This is a genomic window from Pedobacter chinensis, assembly GCF_003339865.1.
GTDB classification, from domain to species: Bacteria; Bacteroidota; Bacteroidia; order Sphingobacteriales; family Sphingobacteriaceae; genus Pedobacter; species Pedobacter chinensis.
This window is the reverse complement of the sequence record NZ_QPKV01000003.1, coordinates 37,507-62,956: the sequence shown is the minus strand read 5'-3', so window position 1 is coordinate 62,956 and position 25,450 is coordinate 37,507. Positions and strand designations below refer to the sequence as shown.

At 36.4% G+C, this 25,450-nt stretch carries 14 protein-coding genes; 11 read left to right on the top strand and 3 right to left on the bottom strand.

Translation table 11 applies throughout. From position 1 onward, the window contains the following. Window positions 1-396: 396 nt before the first annotated feature. Window positions 397-1,698 (bottom strand): UDP-N-acetylmuramoyl-tripeptide--D-alanyl-D-alanine ligase, encoded by a 1,302-nt coding sequence (locus tag DU508_RS05610; protein WP_199562656.1) that lies wholly within the window; start codon window positions 1,696-1,698, stop codon window positions 397-399. A gap of 86 nt (window positions 1,699-1,784) precedes the next feature. Here DU508_RS05610 and DU508_RS05605 point away from each other — a divergent pair, with 86 nt between their 5' ends. From DU508_RS05605 to DU508_RS05550, 11 genes are all read left to right on the top strand, one after another. Beyond that, window positions 1,785-4,277, top strand: a complete 2,493-nt coding sequence (locus DU508_RS05605) for a M14 metallopeptidase family protein (protein WP_115401873.1) — start codon at window positions 1,785-1,787, stop codon at window positions 4,275-4,277. A gap of 201 nt (window positions 4,278-4,478) precedes the next feature. Beyond that, window positions 4,479-7,649 (top strand): SusC/RagA family TonB-linked outer membrane protein, encoded by a 3,171-nt coding sequence (locus tag DU508_RS05600; RefSeq protein WP_115401872.1) that lies wholly within the window; start codon window positions 4,479-4,481, stop codon window positions 7,647-7,649. An 11-nt stretch (window positions 7,650-7,660) separates the two neighbouring features. Beyond that, a complete protein-coding gene (locus DU508_RS05595; RefSeq protein WP_115401871.1) occupies window positions 7,661-9,169 on the top strand; it encodes a SusD/RagB family nutrient-binding outer membrane lipoprotein in 1,509 nt (502 codons plus the stop codon). 63 nt (window positions 9,170-9,232) lie between these two features. Beyond that, window positions 9,233-9,523 carry a hypothetical protein gene (locus DU508_RS05590; RefSeq protein ID WP_115401870.1) on the top strand — a complete coding sequence of 97 codons (291 nt, stop codon included), beginning with the start codon at window positions 9,233-9,235 and terminating at the stop codon, window positions 9,521-9,523. A gap of 863 nt (window positions 9,524-10,386) precedes the next feature. Next, window positions 10,387-13,491, top strand: coding sequence for a SusC/RagA family TonB-linked outer membrane protein (locus tag DU508_RS05580; RefSeq protein WP_233509399.1), 3,105 nt, complete (start codon window positions 10,387-10,389; stop codon window positions 13,489-13,491). A gap of 13 nt (window positions 13,492-13,504) precedes the next feature. Next, complete coding sequence (locus tag DU508_RS05575; protein WP_115401867.1) at window positions 13,505-15,199, top strand: SusD/RagB family nutrient-binding outer membrane lipoprotein; 1,695 nt, start codon at window positions 13,505-13,507, stop codon at window positions 15,197-15,199. 11 nt (window positions 15,200-15,210) lie between these two features. Continuing rightward, the gene (locus tag DU508_RS05570; RefSeq protein WP_115401866.1) at window positions 15,211-16,089 is read left to right on the top strand and encodes a DUF7015 domain-containing protein; all 879 of its coding nucleotides are present in this window, start codon (window positions 15,211-15,213) and stop codon (window positions 16,087-16,089) included. Window positions 16,090-16,176: 87 nt separating this feature from the next. Further along, window positions 16,177-16,863 (top strand): hypothetical protein, encoded by a 687-nt coding sequence (locus DU508_RS05565; RefSeq protein ID WP_147273595.1) that lies wholly within the window; start codon window positions 16,177-16,179, stop codon window positions 16,861-16,863. Window positions 16,864-17,489: 626 nt separating this feature from the next. Beyond that, window positions 17,490-20,594: a SusC/RagA family TonB-linked outer membrane protein gene (locus tag DU508_RS05560; RefSeq protein ID WP_115401864.1), complete on the top strand. Its 3,105-nt coding sequence runs from the start codon at window positions 17,490-17,492 to the stop codon at window positions 20,592-20,594. 19 nt (window positions 20,595-20,613) lie between these two features. Beyond that, window positions 20,614-22,245, top strand: coding sequence for a RagB/SusD family nutrient uptake outer membrane protein (locus DU508_RS05555; RefSeq protein ID WP_199562655.1), 1,632 nt, complete (start codon window positions 20,614-20,616; stop codon window positions 22,243-22,245). Window positions 22,246-23,020: 775 nt separating this feature from the next. Continuing rightward, window positions 23,021-24,112 (top strand): CotH kinase family protein, encoded by a 1,092-nt coding sequence (locus tag DU508_RS05550; protein WP_115401863.1) that lies wholly within the window; start codon window positions 23,021-23,023, stop codon window positions 24,110-24,112. 14 nt (window positions 24,113-24,126) lie between these two features. Here the strand turns inward: DU508_RS05550 and DU508_RS05545 are convergent, their stop codons facing one another. Together DU508_RS05545 and DU508_RS05540 are read right to left on the bottom strand one after the other, a co-directional pair. Beyond that, window positions 24,127-24,534: a DoxX family protein gene (locus tag DU508_RS05545; protein ID WP_115401862.1), complete on the bottom strand. Its 408-nt coding sequence runs from the start codon at window positions 24,532-24,534 to the stop codon at window positions 24,127-24,129. 1 nt (window position 24,535) lies between these two features. Continuing rightward, complete coding sequence (locus DU508_RS05540) at window positions 24,536-25,435, bottom strand: S66 peptidase family protein (protein ID WP_115401861.1); 900 nt, start codon at window positions 25,433-25,435, stop codon at window positions 24,536-24,538. Window positions 25,436-25,450: the final 15 nt, after the last annotated feature.

Genomic DNA, 25,450 nt, shown 5'->3' with positions numbered 1-25,450 from the left:
AACAACCAAACAAACCATGGGCGTTGTACAGAAATGTGCAACGCCTTCTTAATTGACATGAGGGCAGGAAGCCGTGTCTGGGGAATTGACTCAAAATTAGGCTATTTTACTAAATGACCATTAGGACCATTAAGGCGTTTTGCTTCATGTTCTTAATAGTAAACCTGTAACATAAATCGGTAATCAAAGCAGGCTTATCGCAGGACCGGGTCATCTTACCTGTCAGGCTACTGCAAAAACAGTTAAAATTGTTCTAACAGAGCTATAAATCAAAGGTCACAGTGAACGATTTTTCCTCCACTTTGATCGCTCAATTTTTGTATGATTTAGTTATTTTAAAGGATATTCTGTGTTGATCTTCAATGGTTCATTGTAATTCCTGTCATTCATATTCAATTACAAATACTGCAATAAGCCCTCCAGTTTCATTCCTCTTGATCCTTTTAATAAAATCAGGTTATTTTTGATCTGCTTTTTTTGAAGATAAGCGGCCGCTTCTGCCGGAGCTTCAAAAAATATACCGTTAAATTCGTCTTTAAAGGCATAAAAATATTTTCCAATAAAAATAATTTGATTCAAACTGCTCTCGGTTGCTTGTTTAACAATTAATTTATGTTGCAACGGTGATTCCGGGCCAAGCTCAAACATATCTCCTAAAATGGCAGTTTTTTGATCAGCAGTTAGCGTTGAAATATTATTTAAAGCGGCGGCCATGCTACTTGGATTTGCATTGTAAAAATCGCAAATAACAGTGTTGTTTTCAGTTTTTGTTAACTGAGAGCGGTTGTTTTTAGGCTGATAATTTGACAATCCATTATTGATTTCTTCCGGTGCAATATCAAAAAAATCGCCGATACAAATTGCAGCGAGAATGTTTTCAAAGTTATAACTTCCGGTTAAATTGGTTTTCACAAAAGATGAAATATCATGATTGGTCCATTCTACCTCAATAAAAGGGTCACTGCTTTTTAAAGTTCCTTTTATAGAGTTGCCATTTTCTGTGCCGTAATAAATCAATTTGTTTAAACCAGCTGCAGCACTCATTTCTAATAAGTATGGGTTGTTTCTATTGATAAAAGTATAACCACGGGTCTCTTTTAAGTAAGTATAAAGCTCTGCCTTACCTTTTTTTACACCATCAAACCCGCCAAATCCGTCAAGATGAGCCATGCCGACATTTGTGATGATCCCGTGAGTAGGCTGGGCTATTGTACACAATAATTCAATTTCCTTTTGATGATTTGCCCCCATTTCAATTACCGCAATTTGTACATCGCTGGTTATGGATAAAATGGAAAGAGGCACCCCTATATGATTATTAAGATTGCCGAAAGTAGCAAAGGTTTTATATCGCTCTTTTAAAACGGCATTAACCAATTCTTTACTGGTTGTTTTTCCGTTGCTTCCCGTTAAGCCTATAACAGGAATATTTAATTGTTTGCGATGATGGCGGGCTAAATCCTGCAGCGTTATTAACACATCATTAACCAATAAACAGCGGTCATTAACAGCGTGAGTTTCCTCATCAATCACAGCAAAAGATGCGCCTTTTTCTATTGCCTGGGCAGCGAATTCATTTGCATTGAAATGATCACCTTTTAGCGCGAAAAATATACAACCCGGTAAAATATTTCTGGTATCAGTAGATATGATGGGATTTTTAAGAAAGTGTTCGTATAATTCCTCAGTTGTGATCATGTTTATCGTAAAAAATATGCTGTAAAATTAAGCTTTAGCATCAACAAAAAGCAAAATTACTACATTAGATAAAATTTAATTGTTTTATGAAGAAAAGCTTAATGCTCTGTTTGGTTTTAGTTACCACCTTTGTTGTAAATGCACAAATAAAATCCCCTGACGAATTTTTAGGTTACGAACTTGGATCGCATTTTACCGCTCATCATAAGGTGGTTGATTATTTCAGACAAACAGCCTCGGCCCTGCCAAAAAACATAAAATTAATTGAATATGGAAAAACCAATGAGGGCAGGCCATTAATTGTCGCCGTTGTTTCATCGACAGAAAATATTGAAAAATTAGAGCTGATACGAAATAATAACTTAAAGCTTTCAACAGGAGCTGGCAATGGTATTGATTTAAAATCCCAACCCGGTATTGTTTGGTTAAGCTATAATGTACATGGTAATGAGGCGAACTCTACAGAAACCTCCATGAAAATGCTTTATACACTTTCTTCAGGAGAAAATGTTCAGGCAAATGAATGGCTGAAAAATACAATTGTCATTATCGACCCTTGTTTAAATCCCGATGGAAGAGATCGTTACGTAAATTATTTTAACAGTGTTGTGGGGAAAACGCCTAATTCAGATCCATTTTCCAGAGAGCATGTAGAACCATGGCCGGGCGGCAGATCAAATCATTATTATTTCGATTTAAATCGCGATTGGGCCTGGCAAACACAAATTGAAAGCAAGCAGAGGTTGGCTTTATATAACAATTGGATGCCTCAGGTTCACGTTGACTTCCATGAACAAAGCTATAACGAACCTTATTACTTCGCTCCGGCAGCAGAGCCTGTTCATCAGGACATTACTCCCTGGCAAAAAAGTTTCCAGGTGGTGGTTGGAAAAAACAATGCAAAATACTTTGATGCGGAAGGTTGGGCCTATTTTACGAAAGAACGTTTCGACTTGCTTTACCCATCTTATGGCGATACCTATCCTTTATATAACGGTTCAATTGGGATGACTTATGAACAGGGCGGGATAAGAGCAGGCTTATCAGTGATTACCAATGATGGCGATACCTTAACTTTAAAAGACCGGATTGCACATCACTTTACCACGGGCATGTCTACCATTGAAGTTTGCTCATTGAATCATAATAAATTGTTGGAGGAGTACAAAAAATACTTTCAGCAAGAGTTAAATACTGCTCTTGGTATATATAAAACATACATAATTAAGGCCAGTAACTTGTCAAGGCAAAAGAAATTGGCAGAACTGTTAACCAGAAATAAAATAGAATTTGCTTATGGTGCTGATAAAACCGGCCGCGGTTATGATTACAATACACAAAAGGAAGAGAGTTTTACCGTTGGGCGGAATGATTTGATCGTGAACATTCAACAGCCAAGAGCTGTTTTGGCTAATGTTCTTTTAGAACCGCAAACTTTTGTAACCGATTCTAATACTTATGATATCACAGCCTGGGCACTGCCTTATGTGTATGGTTTAAAAGCTTATGCAAGCAAAGAGAGTTTTAAAGGTAAATATGCTGGTTTAGAAGAGAACAAATTAATCTCAAACAATATTGATAAACCACTGGCCTGGCTTTTTGCCTGGGGATCTGCTGAAGATGCACAGGTTTTAATTGCCCTGCAAAAACAAAATATCAAAGTTCGTCAAGCCGATCAGGCATTTACCGTTGCCGGAAAAGATTATCCTGCCGGAACATTAATCGTGTTGAGGGTAGAAAATGAAAAGTCAATTAAGGATGTTAGAAATAAAGTTGTTGAGATTGCGACCAGATTGGATAAACCTATTCAGGCCATTACAAGTGGCTTTGTTGAGAAGGGAAAAGATTTTGGATCGAATGTTTACCCCATTCTTAAGCAACCTAAAATTGCAATTGTATCCGGTAACGAAGTTTCATCTTTAGCTTTTGGAGAGGCCTGGTTTTATTTGGAACACGATTTAAATCTTTCGCCAAGTATTATCAATGTTAAAGATATTAATAACCTCGACCTTAATAAAATAAACACCCTGATTCTTCCAGACGGGACTTACAGTTCTTATATAGGCGATGGTTTAACCGCATGGCTGAACAAGGGCGGGAAACTAATTCTGATGGAAGATGCTATTGAGAGCATTTTAGATAAAAAGGGTTTCGATATTAAAAAGAAAGAAATATTGGCTAAAAAGGATGAAAAACCTGAACCGAGCAAATTGCTGTTTAAAGACAAAGATAAAGATGACTACGAATTCGCTATTCCCGGGGCCATTTATAAGGTTAATCTGGATGCATCCCATCCTTTCTCTTATGGACTTGGTAAAATTTACTATACCTTAAAAACCGACCGTAAGATTTATGAACCATTTACCAAAGGCTGGAATGTTGGTCAAATCAATGATAAGAGCCTGATGGCAGGAGTTGTTGGGAAAAAAGTTCGTGAAGAGTTAAAATCAGGTTTATTAATCGGTGTTCAGGATTTTGGCCGCGGTCAGGTGGTTTACCTGGCTAACGATCCATTGTTCAGAAATTTTTGGGAAAGCGGAAAAACCCTTTTTGGGAATATTATTTTTTGTAGTTATTAGCATTAAGGTTAAAAAGCCACAAAAATCCAATTATTTGAATCAATTTTTAGTGGAAATGCCCGTTATTGTTAATATTTTACCATCCGTTCTGTCATATTTTGAATAGGTTGTTAAAAATTGTTAAAATAATTTTGGCGTTACAATTAAGTAACTATAATTTAGTAAATTATTACTAATCATTAACTAACCTATTCTTCTATCATGAAAAAACTTCTACAAAGTTTGTTCATCTTATTGTGTTTGGCAACAACTGCCTTCGCACAAGATCGAACAATTACTGGTACAGTTACCTCTTCGGATGACAAACTACCGATTCCCGGGGTAAGTGTAAAAATTTCAGGCGCCTCTGGAGGCGCTGTAACAGGTGCAGATGGCAAATATTCTCTAAGAGTTCCAGCTGCAGCCACTTCTCTAGTATTTAGTTCCATTGGTTTTGCTACGCAAACCAGAACAATTGGTTCAGCAACAACGATCAATGTTGTTTTAGCTGCTGATGCCACATTATTATCTGAAGTTGTAGTTACTGCTTTAGGTGAGAGAAGAGAGGCAAGAGCCTTAGGATATGCTGCGACTGAAATTAAGGGTGAAAAATTAACAATAGCAAAAAATACTGATATTAGCACAGCCTTAGCAGGCAAAGTTGCTGGTGTTCAGTTAAATGGTTCACCAAGTTCTACATTCGACAATGCTTCGATAATCGTTCGTGGAATTAATGGTTTTACAGTTGGCCAACCTTTGTTTGTTGTGGATGGTACGCCTGCAGATCAGGCTAATGTTAACATGGATAACATAGAGAGCATTACTGTTCTGAAGGGGGCAGCTGCGACAGCATTGTATGGTCAACGTGCTTATAACGGTGTGGTAATTATCACTAGCAAAAAAGGAACAAGAAAAGCGGGTACTTCAATTGAGATCAATTCAGGGGTGTCAATTGAAAAAACCTCTTTACTTCCGGATTATCAAAACGAATATGCAGGGGGTTATACCGGTCAATTCGAAAAATTTGAGTATGATCCATCAATTCATCCGGCTTCTTGGGCCGCTTTTGATGGGCAAAATATGCTGGATTATGGAGCAGACGCAAGTTTCGGACCGAAGATAGACGGAACCACACTTTATCGTCCATATTATAGCTGGTACCCAGGTGATGAATTTGGAAAACTAGTGCCTTTAACTGCTCAACCAAATAACATTAAAGATTATTTAAAAAACGGAGCCTCATATAATAATAGTATTGCCTTTACAGCTGGTGGAGAAGGTTATAACCTACGTGTAGGTTATACTAATCAAACAAGGTCCCTTGTACAAGATAAAGCAAATCGTTCAATGAACATTTTAAATGTTAATGGTTCATACGATGTGAGCAAAAGATTTACTGTTTCGACTGATATCCAGTTTGCTAAAGAAAACAGAATTGGTCAGCCATATGAAACCTATCGTAATGATGGATTAAACGTGGTTCAGGGTTTCAATCAATGGTTTCAGCGCCAATTGGATATGAATTATATGAGAGATCATCAAATTTTGGCTGATGGAACTGTTACATCTTGGAATATTGGTAACCCAAATGGTACTGGTGATCTTGATGAAATCACAACTCCACAATATTGGGATAACCCTTTCTGGGTGGTTAATAACAACTATAGAACTCAAAGAAATAACCGTTTGGTTGGTAATTTAGGCTTAAAATATGATTTAGGTAGCGGCTTTGGGCTTGCAGGTTTCTTAAGAGGTAACATTAACAATGAAGTGGGTGATGAGCGAATGGCAACAGGGGGCTTACAACAAGATTATTTTAAAACCAGAAACTGGACAGACACAGAGTTCAATTACGAGTTAAACTTAACTTATAATAAAACGTTTGGTGATTTCACTTTAAATGCATTGGGAGCTGGTAACATTCGACATGAAAAAAGAGAAAGACTAGACATGGCGACTGCTGGAGGTTTAAGTTTTCCAAACTATTTTAATATCGGAGCCTCAGTAGCTCGTCCAACAACAACGAATGACTACTACGAAAAAGAAGTTAGGAGCATATTTGGTAAAGCTTCATTAGCCTATAAAAACTTTCTTTACTTAGATGTTACTGCTAGAAATGACTGGTCTTCAGTATTTGCACCAGATTTGAATTCATATTTCTATCCTTCGGTTTCAGGGTCTTTTGTCTTCTCAGAGTTTTTGCCAGCAAGTATTAAAAATGCAGTTTCATTCGGTAAGTTAAGATTAGCTTATGCTCAAGTTGGTTCTGATGTTGATCCTTACAGAGTAAATCTTCAATACAATACTTCTCCTGCTTACGAAACCAATCCTTCATTGGCTATTGGTAATGAGTTTAGAGATGGTAGAATTATTCCTGCAAAAACCAATTCATTTGAAATTGGTGCTGAGCTGAAATTTTTAAAAAATAGAATTGGTTTAGACTTTGCCTATTATGTAAATAAAAACAAAAATCAAATCCTGGGTGTGACCCTAAATGGTGCAACTGGCTATACCAGTAACTTGATTAATGCGGGCGATTTAACTAACAGAGGTTTTGAGTTTAGCCTAGCAGGAACACCAATTCAGTCTAAAAATGTGAGCTGGGATTTAACAGTTAACTTTAGTAAATCGAAAACTATTGTTAATAAGATAACTGATAAACAAACAAATGTAATTTATCAAACAAGTACTTTCTTCAACAATACCTTAAACTTACGTGAAGGAGAAGAATGGGGTTATATTTTGGGGCGTACCTGGAATCGTGATGCTAATGGAAATGTAATTATTGCTGCAAGTGGTTTACCAACTTCTACAACCAATCAGTTCATTGGCTATGCTCGTCCTAAATTTAATGGAGGTGCGTATAGTTCGTTAAGGGTGTTCGATTTTGATTTAGGATTTTCACTAGATTTTCAAAAAGGTGGATTATTCAATTCAACCACACGTGCATTCAATATGGGTAGTGGATTATCTCAAGAAACAGTTGGTTTAAATGATAAAGGTATCGATTGGAGATTGCCTGTTTCTCAAGGGGGTGGTTACAAATTTGAGGGCGTACTTGCAAATGGACAACCAAACACAAGATATGTTGATGCTAGTACTGCTTTTTATGATGGGATGCAAACCGGTTCAGGAGAACTTTTCATGATTAGCGCGTCTTATTTAAAATTAAGAGAAGTAAGATTAGGATATAATTTGCCAAATAAGATATTGGCAAGAACCGGATTCCTTAAATCTGCTAACTTAGGTTTTATAGTAGGTAACGCCTGGTTAATTTCTGCACCTGGTAAAAAATATGGCGTTGATCCATCAGAAATCGAAAACTTCTGGCAAGAAGGCGGGCAGTTGCCATCATCGCGTACGTTTGGTCTTAATTTAAGAGTTGGACTTTAATTTTTAAGAATATGAAAAATATTAAAAAATATATACTTCTTGCAGTTAGTGTTGGTGTATTAGCAACAAGCTGTAAGAAATTTGGAGACTTTGGTGATACTAACGTCGATCGGACTAAAGTTTCTAAGGCCGCAACTAGGGCCTTATTGACTTATGCAATGCAAAAAACACAAGCTAGAGGTGATCAATCCGGATCGAGCGCAGCCAATACTGCTGGTGTTGCGGTATTGTCTTCTACTGGGGCAATATTTGGCCAGCATATCTCTGAGGGGCCGTATTTAACCGTTTCTCCTTTTAATGATGCAGGAAGTACCTTAAATCCGAGTTATTACACCTTCTATTCGGAAATATTAAAAAATCTTAATCAAATTATAACTTTCGCGGAAGCTGGCGCCCCTGAAGCAGATGCTGCCGCAAATGGTTCTATTAATAACCAAATTGCTGTAGCTAGAATAATGAAAGCGTATGTGTTTTGGAAGGTAACCGATAGATGGGGAGATATTCCTTATACTGAGGCACTAAACATTGAAAATATTACCCCTAGGTTCTCCAAGCAGGAAGATATCTACAAAGATCTTTTTAAAGAACTTAAGGAGGCTGTAGCACAAATAGATGGTGGTGCAGGACCAACAGGTGATATTATGTTCAATGGTGACATGACTTCTTGGAAGAAGTTTGCGGCTACACAAAGATTGTTAATGGCATTAAGACTTTCAAAAGTATACCCTAACGCAGGAGATTTCGCTGCGACTGAGTTTGCAAGCGCTCTTGCAGCTACGCCTATAACAGCAGGTGAAACTTTAGAGTATACTTTTTTAGGTGGAGATCCCAATAATTATAATCCATGGTATAATAATTATAGTATCTCTAAACGTAATGATTTTGCAATTAGTAAAACGTTAGTTGATATCATGAAAAACAATGCTTCAGGTACTGATCCAAGATTACCTGTATATGGAGAGGTTTTGGCGGGCAATCAGGTTATCGGACTGCAGTTTGGCGTACAAGTACAAACAAATATTCCAAATTCTTATAGTCGTATTGGTGAAGCCTTGCGTACCACGGATGCACCAGCATATATTTTTACTGGTGCACAAGTGCAATTTGCTTTGGCCGAAGCAGCTAAACGAGGTTGGATCGCTGGAGGCGATGCAATTGCAGCGACCTATTACAATGCGGGAATAGACGCCTCTTTAACTCAATATGGTGTTGCTGACCCGGCATTTAAAACTCTTACTGGTATAGTTTATAATCCAGCAACGGCTTTGCAACAAATTGGTACGCAAAGATGGATTGCATTGTATTTAGATGGATGGGAAGCATGGACGGAATTTAGAAGAACAGGTTTTCCGGCCTTGGTTCCTGGTCCTAACTCACAAAATGGAACAGTGATTCCTAGACGTGTTGGATATCCTACAGCGGATCAAACCACGAATAGAGATAACTACGATGCAGCATTAGCTCAACAAGGTTGGACTAATAATAGTATTAATAATAGAATGTGGTGGGATAAACCATAATAGAATAAATTAATAAAAAAAGGAGCTTCAATAAAGCTCCTTTTTTTATTAAAACATATACTTATGAAACAATTATCTAAAATATTGACTTTATTAATCTTCTTAATATCAACGAGCGATATATATGCTCAAGAATTCTTTAGATTAAAAGAATCAATAGGGATGCCTCTTAGATTTAGAACCTATGTCGATTTGAAAGGGTCGCCATATTTTATCGATAGTTGGACGAAGGGTATAATAAAACAATCAAATGGGCAGATTTCTAAAAACATAGAGTTAAAATATGACCAACTTGAGGATGAACTAATATTCAAAAATGCTAATGGGAGGAGCTTGGTTTTGCTATTCCAATAGCGGAATTTAAAATTGATTATGTTGTAGACGGATTAGCAAAGTCATCATTGTTTAGAAACGGTTTTGAGCCTTTTAAGGGCTCTACAGGGAAAAGTTATTATAAAATTTATATGATGGTCCTGTTAAGTTAGCAAAGAAAAACATAAAACATATAGAGCAGTACAGAGAATATAATTCTGCCATCACTACGAAATCAGTGATTGAAAGAATAAAGTATTACTATTATATAACAAATAAACTTACAGAGTTTAAAAAAGACATCAAATCAATTCGACAGATCTTTGGGGAAAAAGCAACCGCAGTGCTTGCTTACATTCAGGATAATAAGTTAGATATTAAAAAAGAGGATGATTTAATTAATATTTTTAATTTCTATTCAACTTTATAACCTATTGAATTAAAAATGAATACAATTGTGATTTTACTATAACATACTTTTGGTCAAAGCCGCACTATTAACATAATTTATTAAGGGCTACCCAATCTATAAGACCAAATCCATCTTTCATTAACCTCTATTTATAAACAATGATTTGTTTTAATAAAAAGATTAAGGAATATTCTTACTTGGTTTACTCAAAATACTCAATTTTGATGTTGAATTACTCCATTAAATTTAATATGCCGCTTAAACTTCCAGCTCAAATTAAAAAACACATTTTAATTCCTCTTTTCAGCCTTCAACTATCGTAATACTAATGTCATAATTGCTTCATGTTAAATTATTTTGTTAGTTTTTTCCTTCAATATCTGAATTACATAAATAAATAGTTAAAAAATGTTAAAATAAATTTGGTGTTACAGTCAACTAACTATATTTTAGCGCATTATTATTTAATCATTAACTAACCTATTTTCAAATTATGAAAAAACTTCTACAAAGTTTGTTCGTTCTTATGTTTGTTGCAATAACAGCGATGGCACAAGAAAGAACAGTTACTGGTACAGTTACCGCTAAGGAAGATGGCTTGCCAATTCCAGGTGTATCTGTTAAAGTTAAAGAGGTACCCAACCTCATTGTACAAACCTCAGGGGACGGAAAGTTTTCGTTGAGAGTTCCGTCAAACGGAAGAACCCTGGTATTTACTTATGTTGGTTATGCACCAAAAGAGGTGGTAATCACTTCAAGTAACCGCGTTACTGTAATTTTAGAATCAGACGCACAGTCTTTAAATGAGGTTGTTGTTACTGCTGGGGGGTTAACCGCAACAAAAGCTCAGCTAGGTACAGCTTCAACTACTGTTCGTGCAGAGCAGTTAACTCAGGCAAAACAAACAAACGTTGCTTCTGCCCTTGCAGGTAAAGTTGCTGGTTTGCAGTTGAATGCCGTTAGTACAGGTGTTAACCCGAATTATCGTTTAGTATTGCGTGGTAATAGATCTTTATTAGGTAATAACCAAGCTTTGGTTGTTGTGGATAATATCATTTCTCCAAACAGTATTTTAGGAAATCTTAACCCTGATGATATTGAAGATATTCAAGTGCTAAATGGTGGTGGGGCAGCTGCGTTATATGGTTCTGAAGCATCTAACGGTGCCTTGATCATTACTACAAAAAAAGGTAAAAATGGAGTAACTACTTACAAGATTGGCCAAACAGTAAATGCTGAATGGATTAGTTTCTACCCAGGCTTACAAACTAGTTTTGGATCTGGTGCAGATTCAGATTTACAAATCTACACTGCACATGAGAACCAACAATACGGTCCCGCATTTGATGGAACTTTACGGCCGATCGGTGATCTTTTAGAGGATGGAAGTATGCAATCAGTTGTGTATTCGCCTAATAACTCTAAAAAAGAATTCTGGGATACAGGTTTAACCAATACCACAGACTTTTCAATGACTACTGGTGATGATAAATCGAGATATTATGTGTCTGCCCAATATGTGGACGTAAGCGGGACTACACCAAAAGATAAATGGAATCGTTTTTCTGTGCGTTTTAGCGGTAGTCGTGATTTCGGTAAAGGTGTAAGCTTGGATTTCACAACCAATTATATTCAAAATCGTTATGATGTAACCACCGCTACTTCTTCAATGTACGATCAGATTTTGCAAACACCAGCTCAAATTCCGCTAACTGCTTATAAAGATTGGCAAAATGATAAATTTGCAAATCCTAATGGCTACTATAATGCATATTATGCAAACCCTTATTTCACACTAGCTAACAATCGTCAAGCTGTACGCAACGATTATTTAGCTGGAAACCTTGATTTGAAATACAAACCACTAGATTGGTTAAGTTTCTTATATCGTGTGAATATTACTACTCAAAACGCTTCGAATAAAAACTGGACAGATAAATTCGTATTGTCTGCTTACACTAAAAGCTTAGGTTTGTCATCATTAAAAAATAATGACATTGCAGGAAGTGTTTCTGATGGTGAATCTTTTTCAACTCAATTATTAACCGAGTTCCAAGCTAAAGTAAACAAAAATATTACCGAAGATATTAAGTTAGACTTTACTTTGGGTGGCGCTTTAAGAAACAATACATCAAAAAACATTGGTGTTGCTGCTACTGGTTTAACATTCCAGGGGCTATTTAATATTGCTCACCGTACCGCAGCCAATATCACTGGTTCTGAAGGTAATTCTACAGCTAGACAACAAGGTGTTTATGGAGACTTAAGATTAGGTTATAAAGACTATTTATATTTACATGCCACTGCACGTAATGATTGGTGGTCAACTTTACCAACTCAAAACAGATCGATTTTCTATCCAGCGGTCGACGCATCATTTGTATTAAGTAATGCTATTCCAAGTTTGAAAGATAGCAAGTTTGTAAATTCATTAAAAGTTCGTGCAGGCTACAATGAGGTTGGTAACGTAAACTTAGGTGCTTACAACTTATTAACAACCTTTAGTCAATCTGGTGGTTATCCATATAACAACATTCCAGGATATGGAATTGATTCAAGAGTTGTAAATCCAAATCTTAAGGCTGAAAGAACGAAAGGTGTTGAGGGAGGGATTGATGCAGAGCTTTGGAACAATCGTTTATCTTTAAGTGTTACTGCTTATCATACAAGTACTACTGATCAAATTGTTCCGGTAGCAATCAGCTCAGCTTCGGGTTTCTCAAGCTATTTAACCAATACAGGTGAAGTAACTAACTTCGGTTTAGAAAATACTTTGAACTTTGTTGCTTATCGTAACGACAACTGGCAAGTTGACATAGGGGGTAACTATACTTATTACGACAATAAAGTAAAATCAATCAGCGAGGCGGTAACCCGTCTAAACCTTTCAACTGGTGGTTCTGTTCAAACTGTAGCAGAAGCTGGGCAAACTTATCCAATGTTAAGAGGCATCGATTACAAAAGAGATCCACAAGGGCGTGTAATTGTTGATTCACGTACAGGTTATCCTTCAGCAACTGAAAGCGGTGTGATCTTAGGTAACTCTAGCCCTAAACATATTTTGGGAACTAACTTGGCCGTTAGATACAAATCTGTAAGATTAGCTGCCGTGGCTGAATATAGAGGTGGTTATATCGCATATGCTGATGCAGGAAGTTTTGATTTCTCAGGCTCAGGTATTCGTACAGTAACTTATAACCGTGAACGTTTTGTATTTCCTAATTCATCTTATTTAGATGCTAATGGTCAATATGTAGCGAACACAAACGTAACCGTTAGAGATGGTGGTGCCGGTTTCTGGCCTTCATCAGCATACAATACAGGTATTGCAACTAACTACACTTTCAGCGGGGCTTACTGGAAAATTCGTGAAGTAAGTTTATCTTATGATATCCCTAAAAAATGGTTAGGAAATAATAAAGTGGTTAAAGGAATTGTTGTAGCGGCGCAAGGCCGTAACTTGTTCTTATTTACACCAAAAGAAAACATTTTTACAGATCCAGATTATATGCTTGGTAACAATGCTATTGGTATTAGTACATTAAGCTATACACCTCCAACACGTTTTGTTGGTGGATCTGTTACGGTAACATTCTAATTGATAAATTAATATGAGAAAGATATTTAATATACTTATAGTGGGGGCGGTAATTTTGTCAAGTTCATCTTGTAAAAAGTTTCTTGATGTAAATCAAAACCCAAACAATCCAACTACTGACAATCAGGTAAGTCCTACGTTGGTGTTGCCACAAGCTATTGTAACATCTGCTGCGGCAATGAATAATTATGATAACGTTGGTGCCTGGACTGGTGGTTATAAAGCAAATGCTGGTGGGTATGGAGGTTGGGGTACCGTTTGGACCTACGATTTTACTACAGCTGATTATGCAGCAGTTTGGACAGGAACTTTTGAAGGCATTAACCAATTGAATTATGTAATTAATAATTCAACGGCTAATGGTCCCTTCAAATATCATTTCGCAATGGCGAAAATTATGAGGAGTTTCTTGTACCAAAAGCTTGTGGATCAGTATGGTGATGTGCCCTATTCTGAAGTGGGACAGGGGTTAAACAACCTGGCTCCAAAATATGATAAGTTTTCAGATGTTTATCAGGCAGTTTTTGCCGATTTGACATCTTCAATAGCCATCTTGAATACTGCAGCTGATGCAAATACGGTAGCAGTGGCAGCCGGACAAGATCCATTATTTGGTGGAAGCGGTGCAGCCTCACTTACCAGATGGAAACAATTCGCCAATACCATCAGATTAAAAATGCTGATTCGTGCTAGAAATGTAAGTGCGTTGACGGCTTGGGTTGCTACATCTAAGGCTTCTTTACCAACTGCTTCCGCAGATTATTTAACTGATGATGCGATCGTTCAGCCAGGTTATACTTCTACGAATGCAAATCAATTCAATCCAAGGTGGAGTGTTTACGCCTGGAATAACACAGGGGCCTCTTTAGGTAGTGGTCTATCTAACGTACCAACACCTTGGATTCTCTCATTTTACAATGGTGGTAAACTCGCAGATGACGTTCGTGGTCAAATGATTTATGCTTCTTACGGCACTAATGTAAGCAATAATATCAGTGGTAATACCATTACTTTTATTGGCCCATCAACTAACCAGTTGGGTTATGATACTGAACCCGTTAAACGTGGTGTTGGAGGTTCATACTGGTATAGTGGTAAACCTCGTGCTACACGTCCCACAGGAACAACGGCTAATGCTGCAACTGATGTCGCTGGCGTATTAAAAGGTGCAACAATGGGCACTGTATTAATTTTAGGTGCAGAATCTTATTTCCTTCAGGCTGAAGCTGCTCTTCCTAGTGTAAACCTTGTAGCAGGCAATAGCGAAACTTTATTTGATAATGGGATTACTGCTTCATATAATTATTTAGGTAAAAACTCGGCGGGCACATATATTTGGACAACCCCTGCTAGTACCTTAGTTACTAATTATAAAGCTGCTAATACAACCAAATTAACTGTTAATTTTGCTGCAACTACAACGGATGAACAAAAGCTTGAAGCCATTATTACTCAAAAATATATCGCTGTTAATATGATTACCAGTGAAGAAGGCTGGAATGAATATAGAAGAACTGGTTATCCTAAAATCATAAACGGAGCTAATGGCGCGCTTGAAACTTTCGCTTCAATTAAATCGGCAAAAGCAACGGCAGATAAACTTCCTACAAGAATTCTTTATCCTGCAATTGAGTTCCAGGTAAACACAGAAAATGTACCTAAAGGAGTTACGACTACTACACCAATATTTTACGCTAAACCTTTATAAAGCATAAAAAAATGAAAATATTTAAATTACTTATTCCGGCATTAGTAGTGACAACCATGTTGTCATCGTGCCTAAAGAATAAATTCGATCAAATAAATCCGGATAACAGTCCGAGTGTGGTTGAGTTTGCAAATCCAAGTGCACCCGCTTCTGAAACGCCTGCAGGATCAGCGTTCACAGTATTCCCAGTTGCTTATCAGGTAGATGCTTCTGTTGAAGCGAGCTATGAAGTCCAGTTGAGTGGCCCAAATCCTGCAGCACAAGATATTACAGTAAATATTGGTGTTAACCCTGCTGCAGTTACTCAACTAAATACTGAGAAATCGATCGTTTCATCTTATGTACCTTATGTAGTTTTACCAAGTACTTTGTATACCATTTCTACTCCAACAGTTACAATCCCTGCGGGTCAGAGAAAAGCAATTGTAAAGGTGTTGTATAAAACAACCGACTTTAGTTTCACTACTAAATATGCATTACCAATTGCTATTACCAGTACTAGTTTCGGAAATGTAAGTAAGAACTTTGGTACTATACTTTTAAATGTAACTGCAAAAAATCAGTATGATGGTTTATATTCTTATAAAACTTCTGCTAATACGGCACTTCTTCCAAATAGAAGCCTTTCTGGTGTTAGACTTGTGACTGTTGGTGCTAATTCGGTTTCAATACTACCAGGTCTGTTGGCAAACTATACTAATGAGGTTATTTATACTGTTAATCCAGCTACCAACTTAGTAACTGTTTCAATGACAACTTTAACACCAATTGCCACTAATCCTTCTAGTAAATATGATCCAGCTACTAAAACTTTTACTTTAAGTTGGACATCTAATGGTGGGGATAGATTATTTGAAGAGACTTTTGTTTATCAAGGTCCGAGACCATAATTAAGTAATAGGATTTCAATAATAATATTTTACAGACCAAATCTATTTTATTAGATTTGGTCTGTTTTATTTGTTAACTCTTTATTTATGAAATACTTATTTGCTTGCCTGCTTTGCGTTTCAGTTCTCTCATTAAACGCACAAAATCTCCGTCAACAAAAGATGGAATTACCAGATGGTTCCAGATTAACTTATCAAACCATCAATAATCAGCTTAATGGTCTGTACTCAATAGATAGAGAAGGGCTAAATATGTTAAGAGGAAACTATGTGAATGAAAAACGTGTTGGGAATTGGTATTTTTTCAACAAAGACAAAAGTCTTTTTGCAAGATACAATTACGATGCGAAAAAACTTCTTTTTGTAGATGATAAAATGCTGGCATTAGCTACTGTGAATGTCAAATCTGGTAATGATGATATTAATGCCAAAGCATCAGTAAGTTTTCCTTTACTTTCTTTAGAACAATATTTTCCTTTGGTTACCAGATTAGCGGAATCGGCAATTCCTTTGAGCGACATGTATAAATTAGATCAAAGCTCAGTATATGTCGTTGCAAAAGTTGATACTGATGGTAGAGCGGATTACTCCGTTAATTATGTGGTCAAAGGCAAAAAACAAGAATACAAATTCAAAGTAGATAATGAGCCTTTCATTATTGATTGGGTAGTTTCTTCTTATGATGGCAAAAATTATCCATCTGAATTTATCATTAAAACCAAACTTACCATTCCTTCACAAGATGGACAACATAAACGGTTTAACTGGTTATGAGGAATTACTGTTAATTATTTGTCAAAACAAGTTTATACTTATGACTAATGCCAGTTATTTTTAACTGGCATTAGTCATAAGTATTTTTTCATAAGATATACATCTCCATTTCACCGAGGTATTAAAGCGTATTAATTATATTCTGCAAAGACACGCTGTAATATCTGATTTGCATTTTGTTGTCAACTAGTAGTTAAAGGCTTCAAATTGGGTGTTTAATATTTTATTGTGTTCTTCTCAAATTGAAACATTGATTAAATCAGGTTCATCAATTATTCTTATAATTATCGCATTGCTAAACTTATTATCCTAAATTGAGATTCAATATTTTATACTATATGATCCATAGTTGACCACATTACGTTTTTTCCCGTAAAATAAATAAATATTTCTAATGCTATTCTAATGTATTTGTATTTTTTATGTTAAAAAAACTCTTTATAACAACTATATTTTTTAGTTAAATCGACATTAAAGCTGTTTTTGGCCCGTTTTTCTTAAAAAAGAAGATCATTTGTGCGTTTAATTAGAAAAATTATAATTCATTTTTTGTTTTGTAAAATTTGTATTACAGCTTTCTTAGCTTTATATTTAACGAATCATTAATTAAACCTAAACAAAATTTTATGAAAAAACTTCTACAAAGTTTGTTCATAATCTTGTTCCTGGCAGGAAATGCTATGGCTCAGGATAGAACAATTACTGGAACAGTTACAGGAAAGGAAGATGGATTGCCGCTTCCTGGAGTGAGTGTAAAAATTAAAGGTGCAGCAGGCGGAACGACTACAGCTGCAGATGGTAAATACTCACTAAGAGTAAATTCTCAAGCAACGGCCTTAGAATTTTCTTACATTGGTTTTTTACCTCAAACAAGATCAATAGGATCTGGAAATGTAATTAATGTTGTATTATCTGGTGATTCTAAAACACTTTCGGATGTTGTAGTTGTGGGCTATGGATCGGTAAGTAGAAAAGATGTAACAGGCTCACAAGCAAGTATTTCTCCTGAAGAATTTACAAATCGATCTATTCCTTCTTTTGATAAAGCATTAGCAGGAAGAGCTCCAGGAGTACAGGTAATTACTGCTAACGGTTTGTTAGGCCAACCTGCTCAAGTGCGTATCCGTGGTACGAATACAATTACATCGGGTCAAGGTCCTCTTTATGTTGTAGACGGAGTGCCGATTTTTTCCGGAGATGTTGGTGGATTCACGTCATCTAATGCATTAGCAGATATTAATCCAAATGATATTGAATCATTTGAAGTTTTAAAAGATGGAGCTTCAACTGCGATTTATGGCTCAAGAGCTGCTGGGGGGGTAATTTTAATTACCACTAAAAAAGGTAAAGCAGGTCAAGCTACTTTTACTTATGATGGATATTATGCAATAGGTAAAGTTTCCAAAAGATATGACCAATTAAATGCTGAACAGTTTATAGAAGTTGCAAATGAACGATTAGTTGCTGCAGGAAATGCGCCTCAAGCTTTTCCTATGCCAGATGGAAATGGCGGCATTGTAGATACTGATTGGCAGGATTATCTTTTCAGGACGGCTGCCCAACAGAATCACAATGTTTCTGCTTCTGGAGGTAATGAAAAAGCTAAATACTACTTCTCATTAGGATACAGTGATCAGGAAGGTGTTATTATTGCAAACTCTTTAAAAAGATATTCACTGAAAGCAAATTTTGATCAAAAAGTAAATAAGGTATTCAGTTTTGGTCTAACTTCAGGATTTACTTATCAGGATAATAAAGGCCCCCAAACTGGTAGTAATACGTTATCTGGAAACATTTTTGGAGGTTTACGTATGTTGCCTAATGTTCCAGTTTATGATGAAACAAATCCAACTGGTTATAACATTGCTCCAAATAGAACCGCTTTGGGAAGAGGAGCTAACTTGATCACAATTTCCGATAATATTGGTAATCAACGTTTTGTGTTGGACAATAACATCAGAAGATCTCAAACTTATCGTTTATTGGCTACTGCTTATGCAGAAGTTAATCTTTTTGACGGGTTAAAGTTTAGAACCCAAGTTGGTATCGATAATCAAAATGTTGATGATTTTATTTATACTGATCCCCGTGCTGGTGATGGTGTAAGTAGTAATGGTAGTATGTCTCAAGCATATAGTCCAAGTATCAGGTTAGATCTTCAGAATGTCCTATCATATAACAAAAGCTTTGCAGATGTACATAATTTAAGTGTAACATTGGTTCAAGAGTTTCAAAATGATAGATCGTCATTTTATCAGGCGTCTATTTCTAACTTAACAGATATTTATTGGAATCAGAACATTGTAAGTGGTACCTTCGTAACACCTACTGCATTTGGAGGTTTAGCAAGAACAGCTTTGGAATCTTATCTTGCACGTGTTAACTATAATTATAAAAACAGGTATTATATTGGCGGATCTATTCGGTCAGATAAAAACTCAAATCTTCCTACGGCAAATCGTGTAGGTTATTTCCCAGGTGTATCAGCAGCATATCGTATTTCTGAGGAGCCATTCTTTAAAGGTTCATCTGATTTAAATTTCGTTTCTGATTTTCGTATTCGAGGATCTTACGCTGAAGTAGGTAACGTAAACATTGGTAATTTTAGGTACTTGGGGCAGTATAATGCTGCGGTTTACGGAGCACAACCAGGTATTGGTTTCAGCAACATTGGTAACTATAACCTTCAATGGGAATCACAAAAGAAAACTGATTTTGGATTGGAGTTAAGTTTGTTTGATAGTCGTATCAACTTTACTGCTGATTATTTTAGACAAAACACTGATGGCTTGGTTCAAAATGCACCAACTGCACCTTCTTTAGGTGTTCCATCTAACACCATTACACAGAATATTGGTAATATTGTTAACTCAGGTTTTGAGTTTTCTCTTGGTGGCGATATTGTTAAAGCAAAAGATTTTACCTACACAGCCAACTTAACCTTTACTACGCAAAAGAACGTGGTAGGCTCTTTAAGAGAAGGTCAGGATCAAATTAGTACCTATAACATTATTCGGGTTGGCGAATCGTTAAATTCTTTCTATGGTTATGAGTATGCTGGCGTAAATCCAGCTAATGGTAATCCTTTATATGTAAAAGGTAATGGTCAAATTATTCAGGGTAATGTAACCAATCAAACTTATAATGTTTATGATCCAGCTAACCCGAGCGCAACAGGTGCTACTGCTACATTATCTGCAACAACAGATAAGAAAGTTTTAGGTAGCTCATTGCCCAAATGGTTTGGAGGATTTAACAATACTTTTACTTATAAAGCATTCGACTTAAATGTATTTTTAAGATTCCAAGGCGGAAATAAAATTTATAACAGAACGAGAGTTGATCAGTTAAATCAAAACTTTGTAAATAACGGTGCTGAAATTTTAGGAAGATGGGTAAGTCCTTCAAATCCAGGTGATGGTGTCACACCAAGACAATGGTTTGGAAGATCTACATTCATTAACAGAGATGGTGATGCTACAACACGTTTCCTTGAGGATGGTAAATTCTTAAGGTTAGATAATGTAGCATTCGGATATAACGTTCCTGTAAATTTTACTAATAAGTTAAAAGTAAGTGGAATTAGATTATATGCTTCTGCACAAAATCTTTTTGTAATTACAGGCTATAAAGGTCTTGATCCTGAAACAAATACTACTGGTGCTGGTGTAGACTTTAATGGAAATCCTCAGCAACGTACTTTTACATTTGGAGCTAACGTAAGATTTTAACTGAATAAAGACATTAATAATGAAAAATAGATATTTTAGAAATAAAAAAGCCTGGGTACTACCTTTATTAGGCTTGATGTTATTTGCAGGATCTTGCAAAAAATATACAGAAATTGTACCTGATAATACTTTTGCAGAGGATGATGCTTATTCGAATCCTCAACGTGCAGCTTTAGCAATTACTGGTGTATACAGTGCAGCACAGTCAAGCCCATACACTGATGGGGCTAACCGTGGTTATCCGTTTGGTGCAGCAAACACTATTCAAGGAGATATGAGGGGGGAAGACATGATGGCGATTCCTTCATTTTTCCTGGTTACGTATGAAAACAGTTATGATGCGACCACCGCAAATAACACTGCATTATGGACTAGCTTATACGCAACCATCAACCGTGCTAATGTTGTAATGGAAAAGCTAAAACAAGCTGCGGCTGCAGGTACCATAACAGCAGATGTTGCTATTGCAGGTGAAGCAGAATGCCGTTTTTTAAGAGCATTAAGCTATCATGAATTACTGATTCATTTTGCCCGTCCATATAACCATACTACAGGGGCAACACATCAGGGCGTAGTGCTCAGAACTGTTGGAATTAATACACCAGAATTGGTAGACCAGTATAAAAATGATGGTCGAAGCACTGTTAAACAAGGTTATGACCTAATCCTTTCAGATCTTGATTTCGCAGAGGCCAATCTTGCCGCACAAAGCAGCGCCTCGCTTAGAATTACGAGAGCTACAAAGGGTGCCGCAGTTGCCTTAAAAACACGTGTAAAATTAAATATGGGTGATTATTCTGGTGTGATTACAGAAGGTGCTAAGTTGGGTACATCTGCCTTGACTACAACCTTTACTGCACCTGCAGCACTTGGTGGTTATGCTTTAACGGCTACACCCGATGGGCCATTTGCGAGTGTTGGTGCCAATTATGGAAATACAGAATCAATCTTCTCCATTGAAAACTCAACCATTCGTAATGCAGGTACAAACGGTTCGCTAAGTACAATGTACTCAAAGGCACCAGGAAGAGCTTTAGTTGTGATATCTCCTATTATTTGGAATGATCCATCTTGGATAGCGACTGATTTACGTCGATCGCTATTGGCAACCACCGATGCCGCAACAGGTGTTGCCGCTAAATACTATTTTAGTTCTAAATATAAAGATCCTGCAACTTGGACAGATGCCAATCCAATTATTAGATATGCAGAGGTATTGTTAAATGTTTCTGAAGCTTATGCTAGAACTGGGAATGCAGTTCAGTCTTTAGCCTTATTAAATGCAGTTAGAAATAGATCAGTAGCTATTGCCGACAGATATACTGCAGCAAGCTTTCCAACAGAGACAAATTTAATTCAGGCAATCATCAATGAGCGCAGAATAGAATTTTTAGGTGAGGGTAAACGTTGGATGGATATTCACCGCTTAGCCAAAGAAAATTTATATGGTCCAAATGGTATTCCTGCAAAAACTAGCTCAACAATAGCTTTTACAGCATATAATGCAGCAGCAGGTTATACGGGGCCAAGATCTATTGCGGCTATTCCTTATGATGGAGCGGCTACCAGTTTTAGATTTATTTGGCCAATACCGACAGTTGAAACTCAGGCTAATCCGGTTTTAGCTGGACAGCAAAATCCTTCTTATTAATCTTAATTAATTATTAAAATTAAGAAGAGGCTGTAACATACATCTAGATGATGACTCAAAAACAGAATTAAATTTTTAACGTCACTTTTTAGATTAAGGGAAGCATAAAAAAGGCAATTTTCATATCGAAAATTGCCTTTTTAATTAAGCCAAGCTATTTAGAATTTAATGAATCGGGAAGCTGAAAGACTTATGATACAATATCTCTGGTTTTATAATAATAATCATTACGCTTTTATAAACTGTTCTTATTTTAGTCAAAAAGTAACTTAGTGCTTTTTCCTGGATCAATTATTTGTATATAGATGTTACGACCCTTCAAAATAATACATGTCGCTATAATTTTGTTGTTGTTTATTGGCGGATGCAGTAAGAATAAAACTACGATGAGCTTATCTCCAGAAATTGAAAAGTCCGTGTCCTTAACATCTTTTGGTTTCAAGCTTGATAAGAATGCAGGAATTGTTCAGATGTAAAAGGAATTATTGAAGGTAACACTATTTTTATAAGAGTATTTCCAGAAACAAAATTAACCAGTTTAATTGCCAACTTCGAAGTAAAAGATGGAGCACTTTCTATAAATGGTCAGATACAAAAAAGTGGAGTAGATATTCATGATTATACCCAATCGCTTCGGGTAACTTTAATATCTGAACAAAATCAAGTTAAAAATTATGTTGTTAACATTGTTGATACTGGACTACCGGTTCTATGTTTATCCACAAACGATGTCCCAGTAACAAGTAAAGATACTTATATCACAGCACAGCTGAAAATGGTAAAAGGCTTATCTGGAGAAGTGCTTTTAAATTCGCCTGCCAAATTAAGAGGCCGTGGTAATTCTACTTGGCTCATGGATAAGAAGCCGTATCGCCTGAAACTGAATAAAAGCGAATCCTTACTGGGAATGCCTTCTAGTAAAACCTTGGTATTATTAGCCAATTATGCTGATAAATCGCTTTTGCGAAATGAACTTGCTTTCGAAGTCAGCAGGATGTTTGAGATGGCCTTTACGCCGCAATCGAGATATATAGATCTTTTTCTTAATGGTAGTTGTATTGGTAACTATCTGTTAACAGCATCTATTGCTGAAGGTAAAGATAAGGTAGATGTGGTTCCACCTAAAATGCCGATGAATGGCATTGGAGGATATTTACTAGAGGTTACGGGATATAATCAAAATGATCCAATAATTTTTAAAACTGGTTTTGATGTTAATATAGCCATTAAATATCCTGATGAGAAAGAGATTACCTCTGAACAAATTGCTTATATAAAGTCTCATTATCAGAAATTCGAAAATGTAATATCCGTACAAAATGTTCAAGATATGGAATTACGCTATCAGCAGCTACTGGATGTAAACTCAATAATTGACTTTTATCTAATCAATGAAATATTGGCCAACCCTGATCTGTTTTGGAGTATTTATATGTATAAAAAATATGATGATGACAAGTTGTACACGGGGCCAATTTGGGATTTCGACATCGCTGCAAACAATGATACTAATGTAGGGGATGTGGTAAATACTCTCGCTTATAATTTTGCGCTTAGATATGCCACAAACAACTGGTTTAGTCGTTTAATGACCTTACCAAGTTTTCGAAGCAAGATCAAAGAAAGATGGAATCTTCGTAAAGCAAGAATTGAAACGCTGCCTTCTTTAGTGGATCAGTTAGCTGTAAAACTAAAATTCAGTCAAAACCAAAACTTCCAGAGGTGGGATATTTTAGAGAAGAGAGTATACCGTGAACTACAAATCGGAGGGAGTTATTCTGCCGAAACAGCCTTATTAAAGACGTTTTTAACCAAGCGTATTGCCTGGTTAAACAAGGAATTCAATAGCAGTTATTATAGTCAATAACAACTGTTTTTTACTTACTTCTTCTCAACACCGTACTTCCCCGGACCAATAAATATCAAACTAAAAAACACAATTGCCAATTCAATAGCGTGACTGGCGCCTTGTAATCCATCGCCCTTGCCGAAATGAACGAGGCTTGCGATGATCATGGTAATAACCAATAATATGCAAGCCGGGCGGAAAAACAAGCCAACAATCAATAAAAAACCGCCGAAGGTTTCCGTAGCAGCAGCCATAAATCCCCAGAATGTAGGTAAAAAATCAATTCCAACCACTTTCATACTTCCACCTATTTTAGCCCACCCTTCTGGTCCACCAGCTATTTTTGGGAAACCGTGGATAATGAACATGACCCCTAAACCAATACGAAGAATTAATAAACCCGTATTACGGTATTTACTTAAACTATCAAAAATTGCCATTTTATAAATATTTAAATTGAACGTTGTTTTTTTCTACTATTAATTCTACCTCGGCTCCTAACACCATGCTCAAATTGTTTTCGATATGACCCGTAGGAAAGTTAAAACACACAGGGTAATCATAATCTTTTACAATCTCCCAGATAACCTCATCGGCTGTTTGTCCGAACGAAATTTTCTCCTCTTCAATTTCGTTGAAAGCACCAATAATCAGACCATTTAGATTTCTCAATTTCCCAGCCCGTTTCAACATTCTTAACATTCTGTCGATACTAAACTCCTGTTCGCCCACATCTTCCAGAAAAAGAATTTTTCCATCGAAATCCATCTCTGAAACTGATCCCTGAATCATCGTTAGCAAAGTTAAATTCCCGCCAATCAAAATTCCCCTTCCAACACCTGAATGATTGATAAACTCACTTTGGTATTGATAAGTTTGCTTTTCGCCAAAAAGTACTTTTTTTAAGGATGAGAGTGCATCTTCGGTTGATTCATCGAAAGTATAAGGCATTTGTGCATGAAGACACTGCGTTTCGGTTTGAGCAATGATATGTGAAAGCAAAATTGTCACATCGCTAAAGCCAATAAACCATTTTGGATTTTTCTTAAACCCGGTAAAATCCAATGCATCAATAATACGAATGGTTCCATAACCTCCCCGCCCACAAATAATGGCTTTAATGGATGGATCATCCAGAAAACGCTGAATATCATTCGTTCGCAATTTATCAGTACCAGCAAATTGATGGTGGCTTGCGTATACGCTATCGCCTATAATCACTTCCAAACCCCAGCTTTTCAAAAGCGTTATAGCGTTATCAATGGGCTTGGGTAATTTCTTTGCCGGACAAACAATGGCAATCTTATCTCCTTTTTTTAAATACGGGGGCTGCTTAATCATCTTTAAAACACTTAT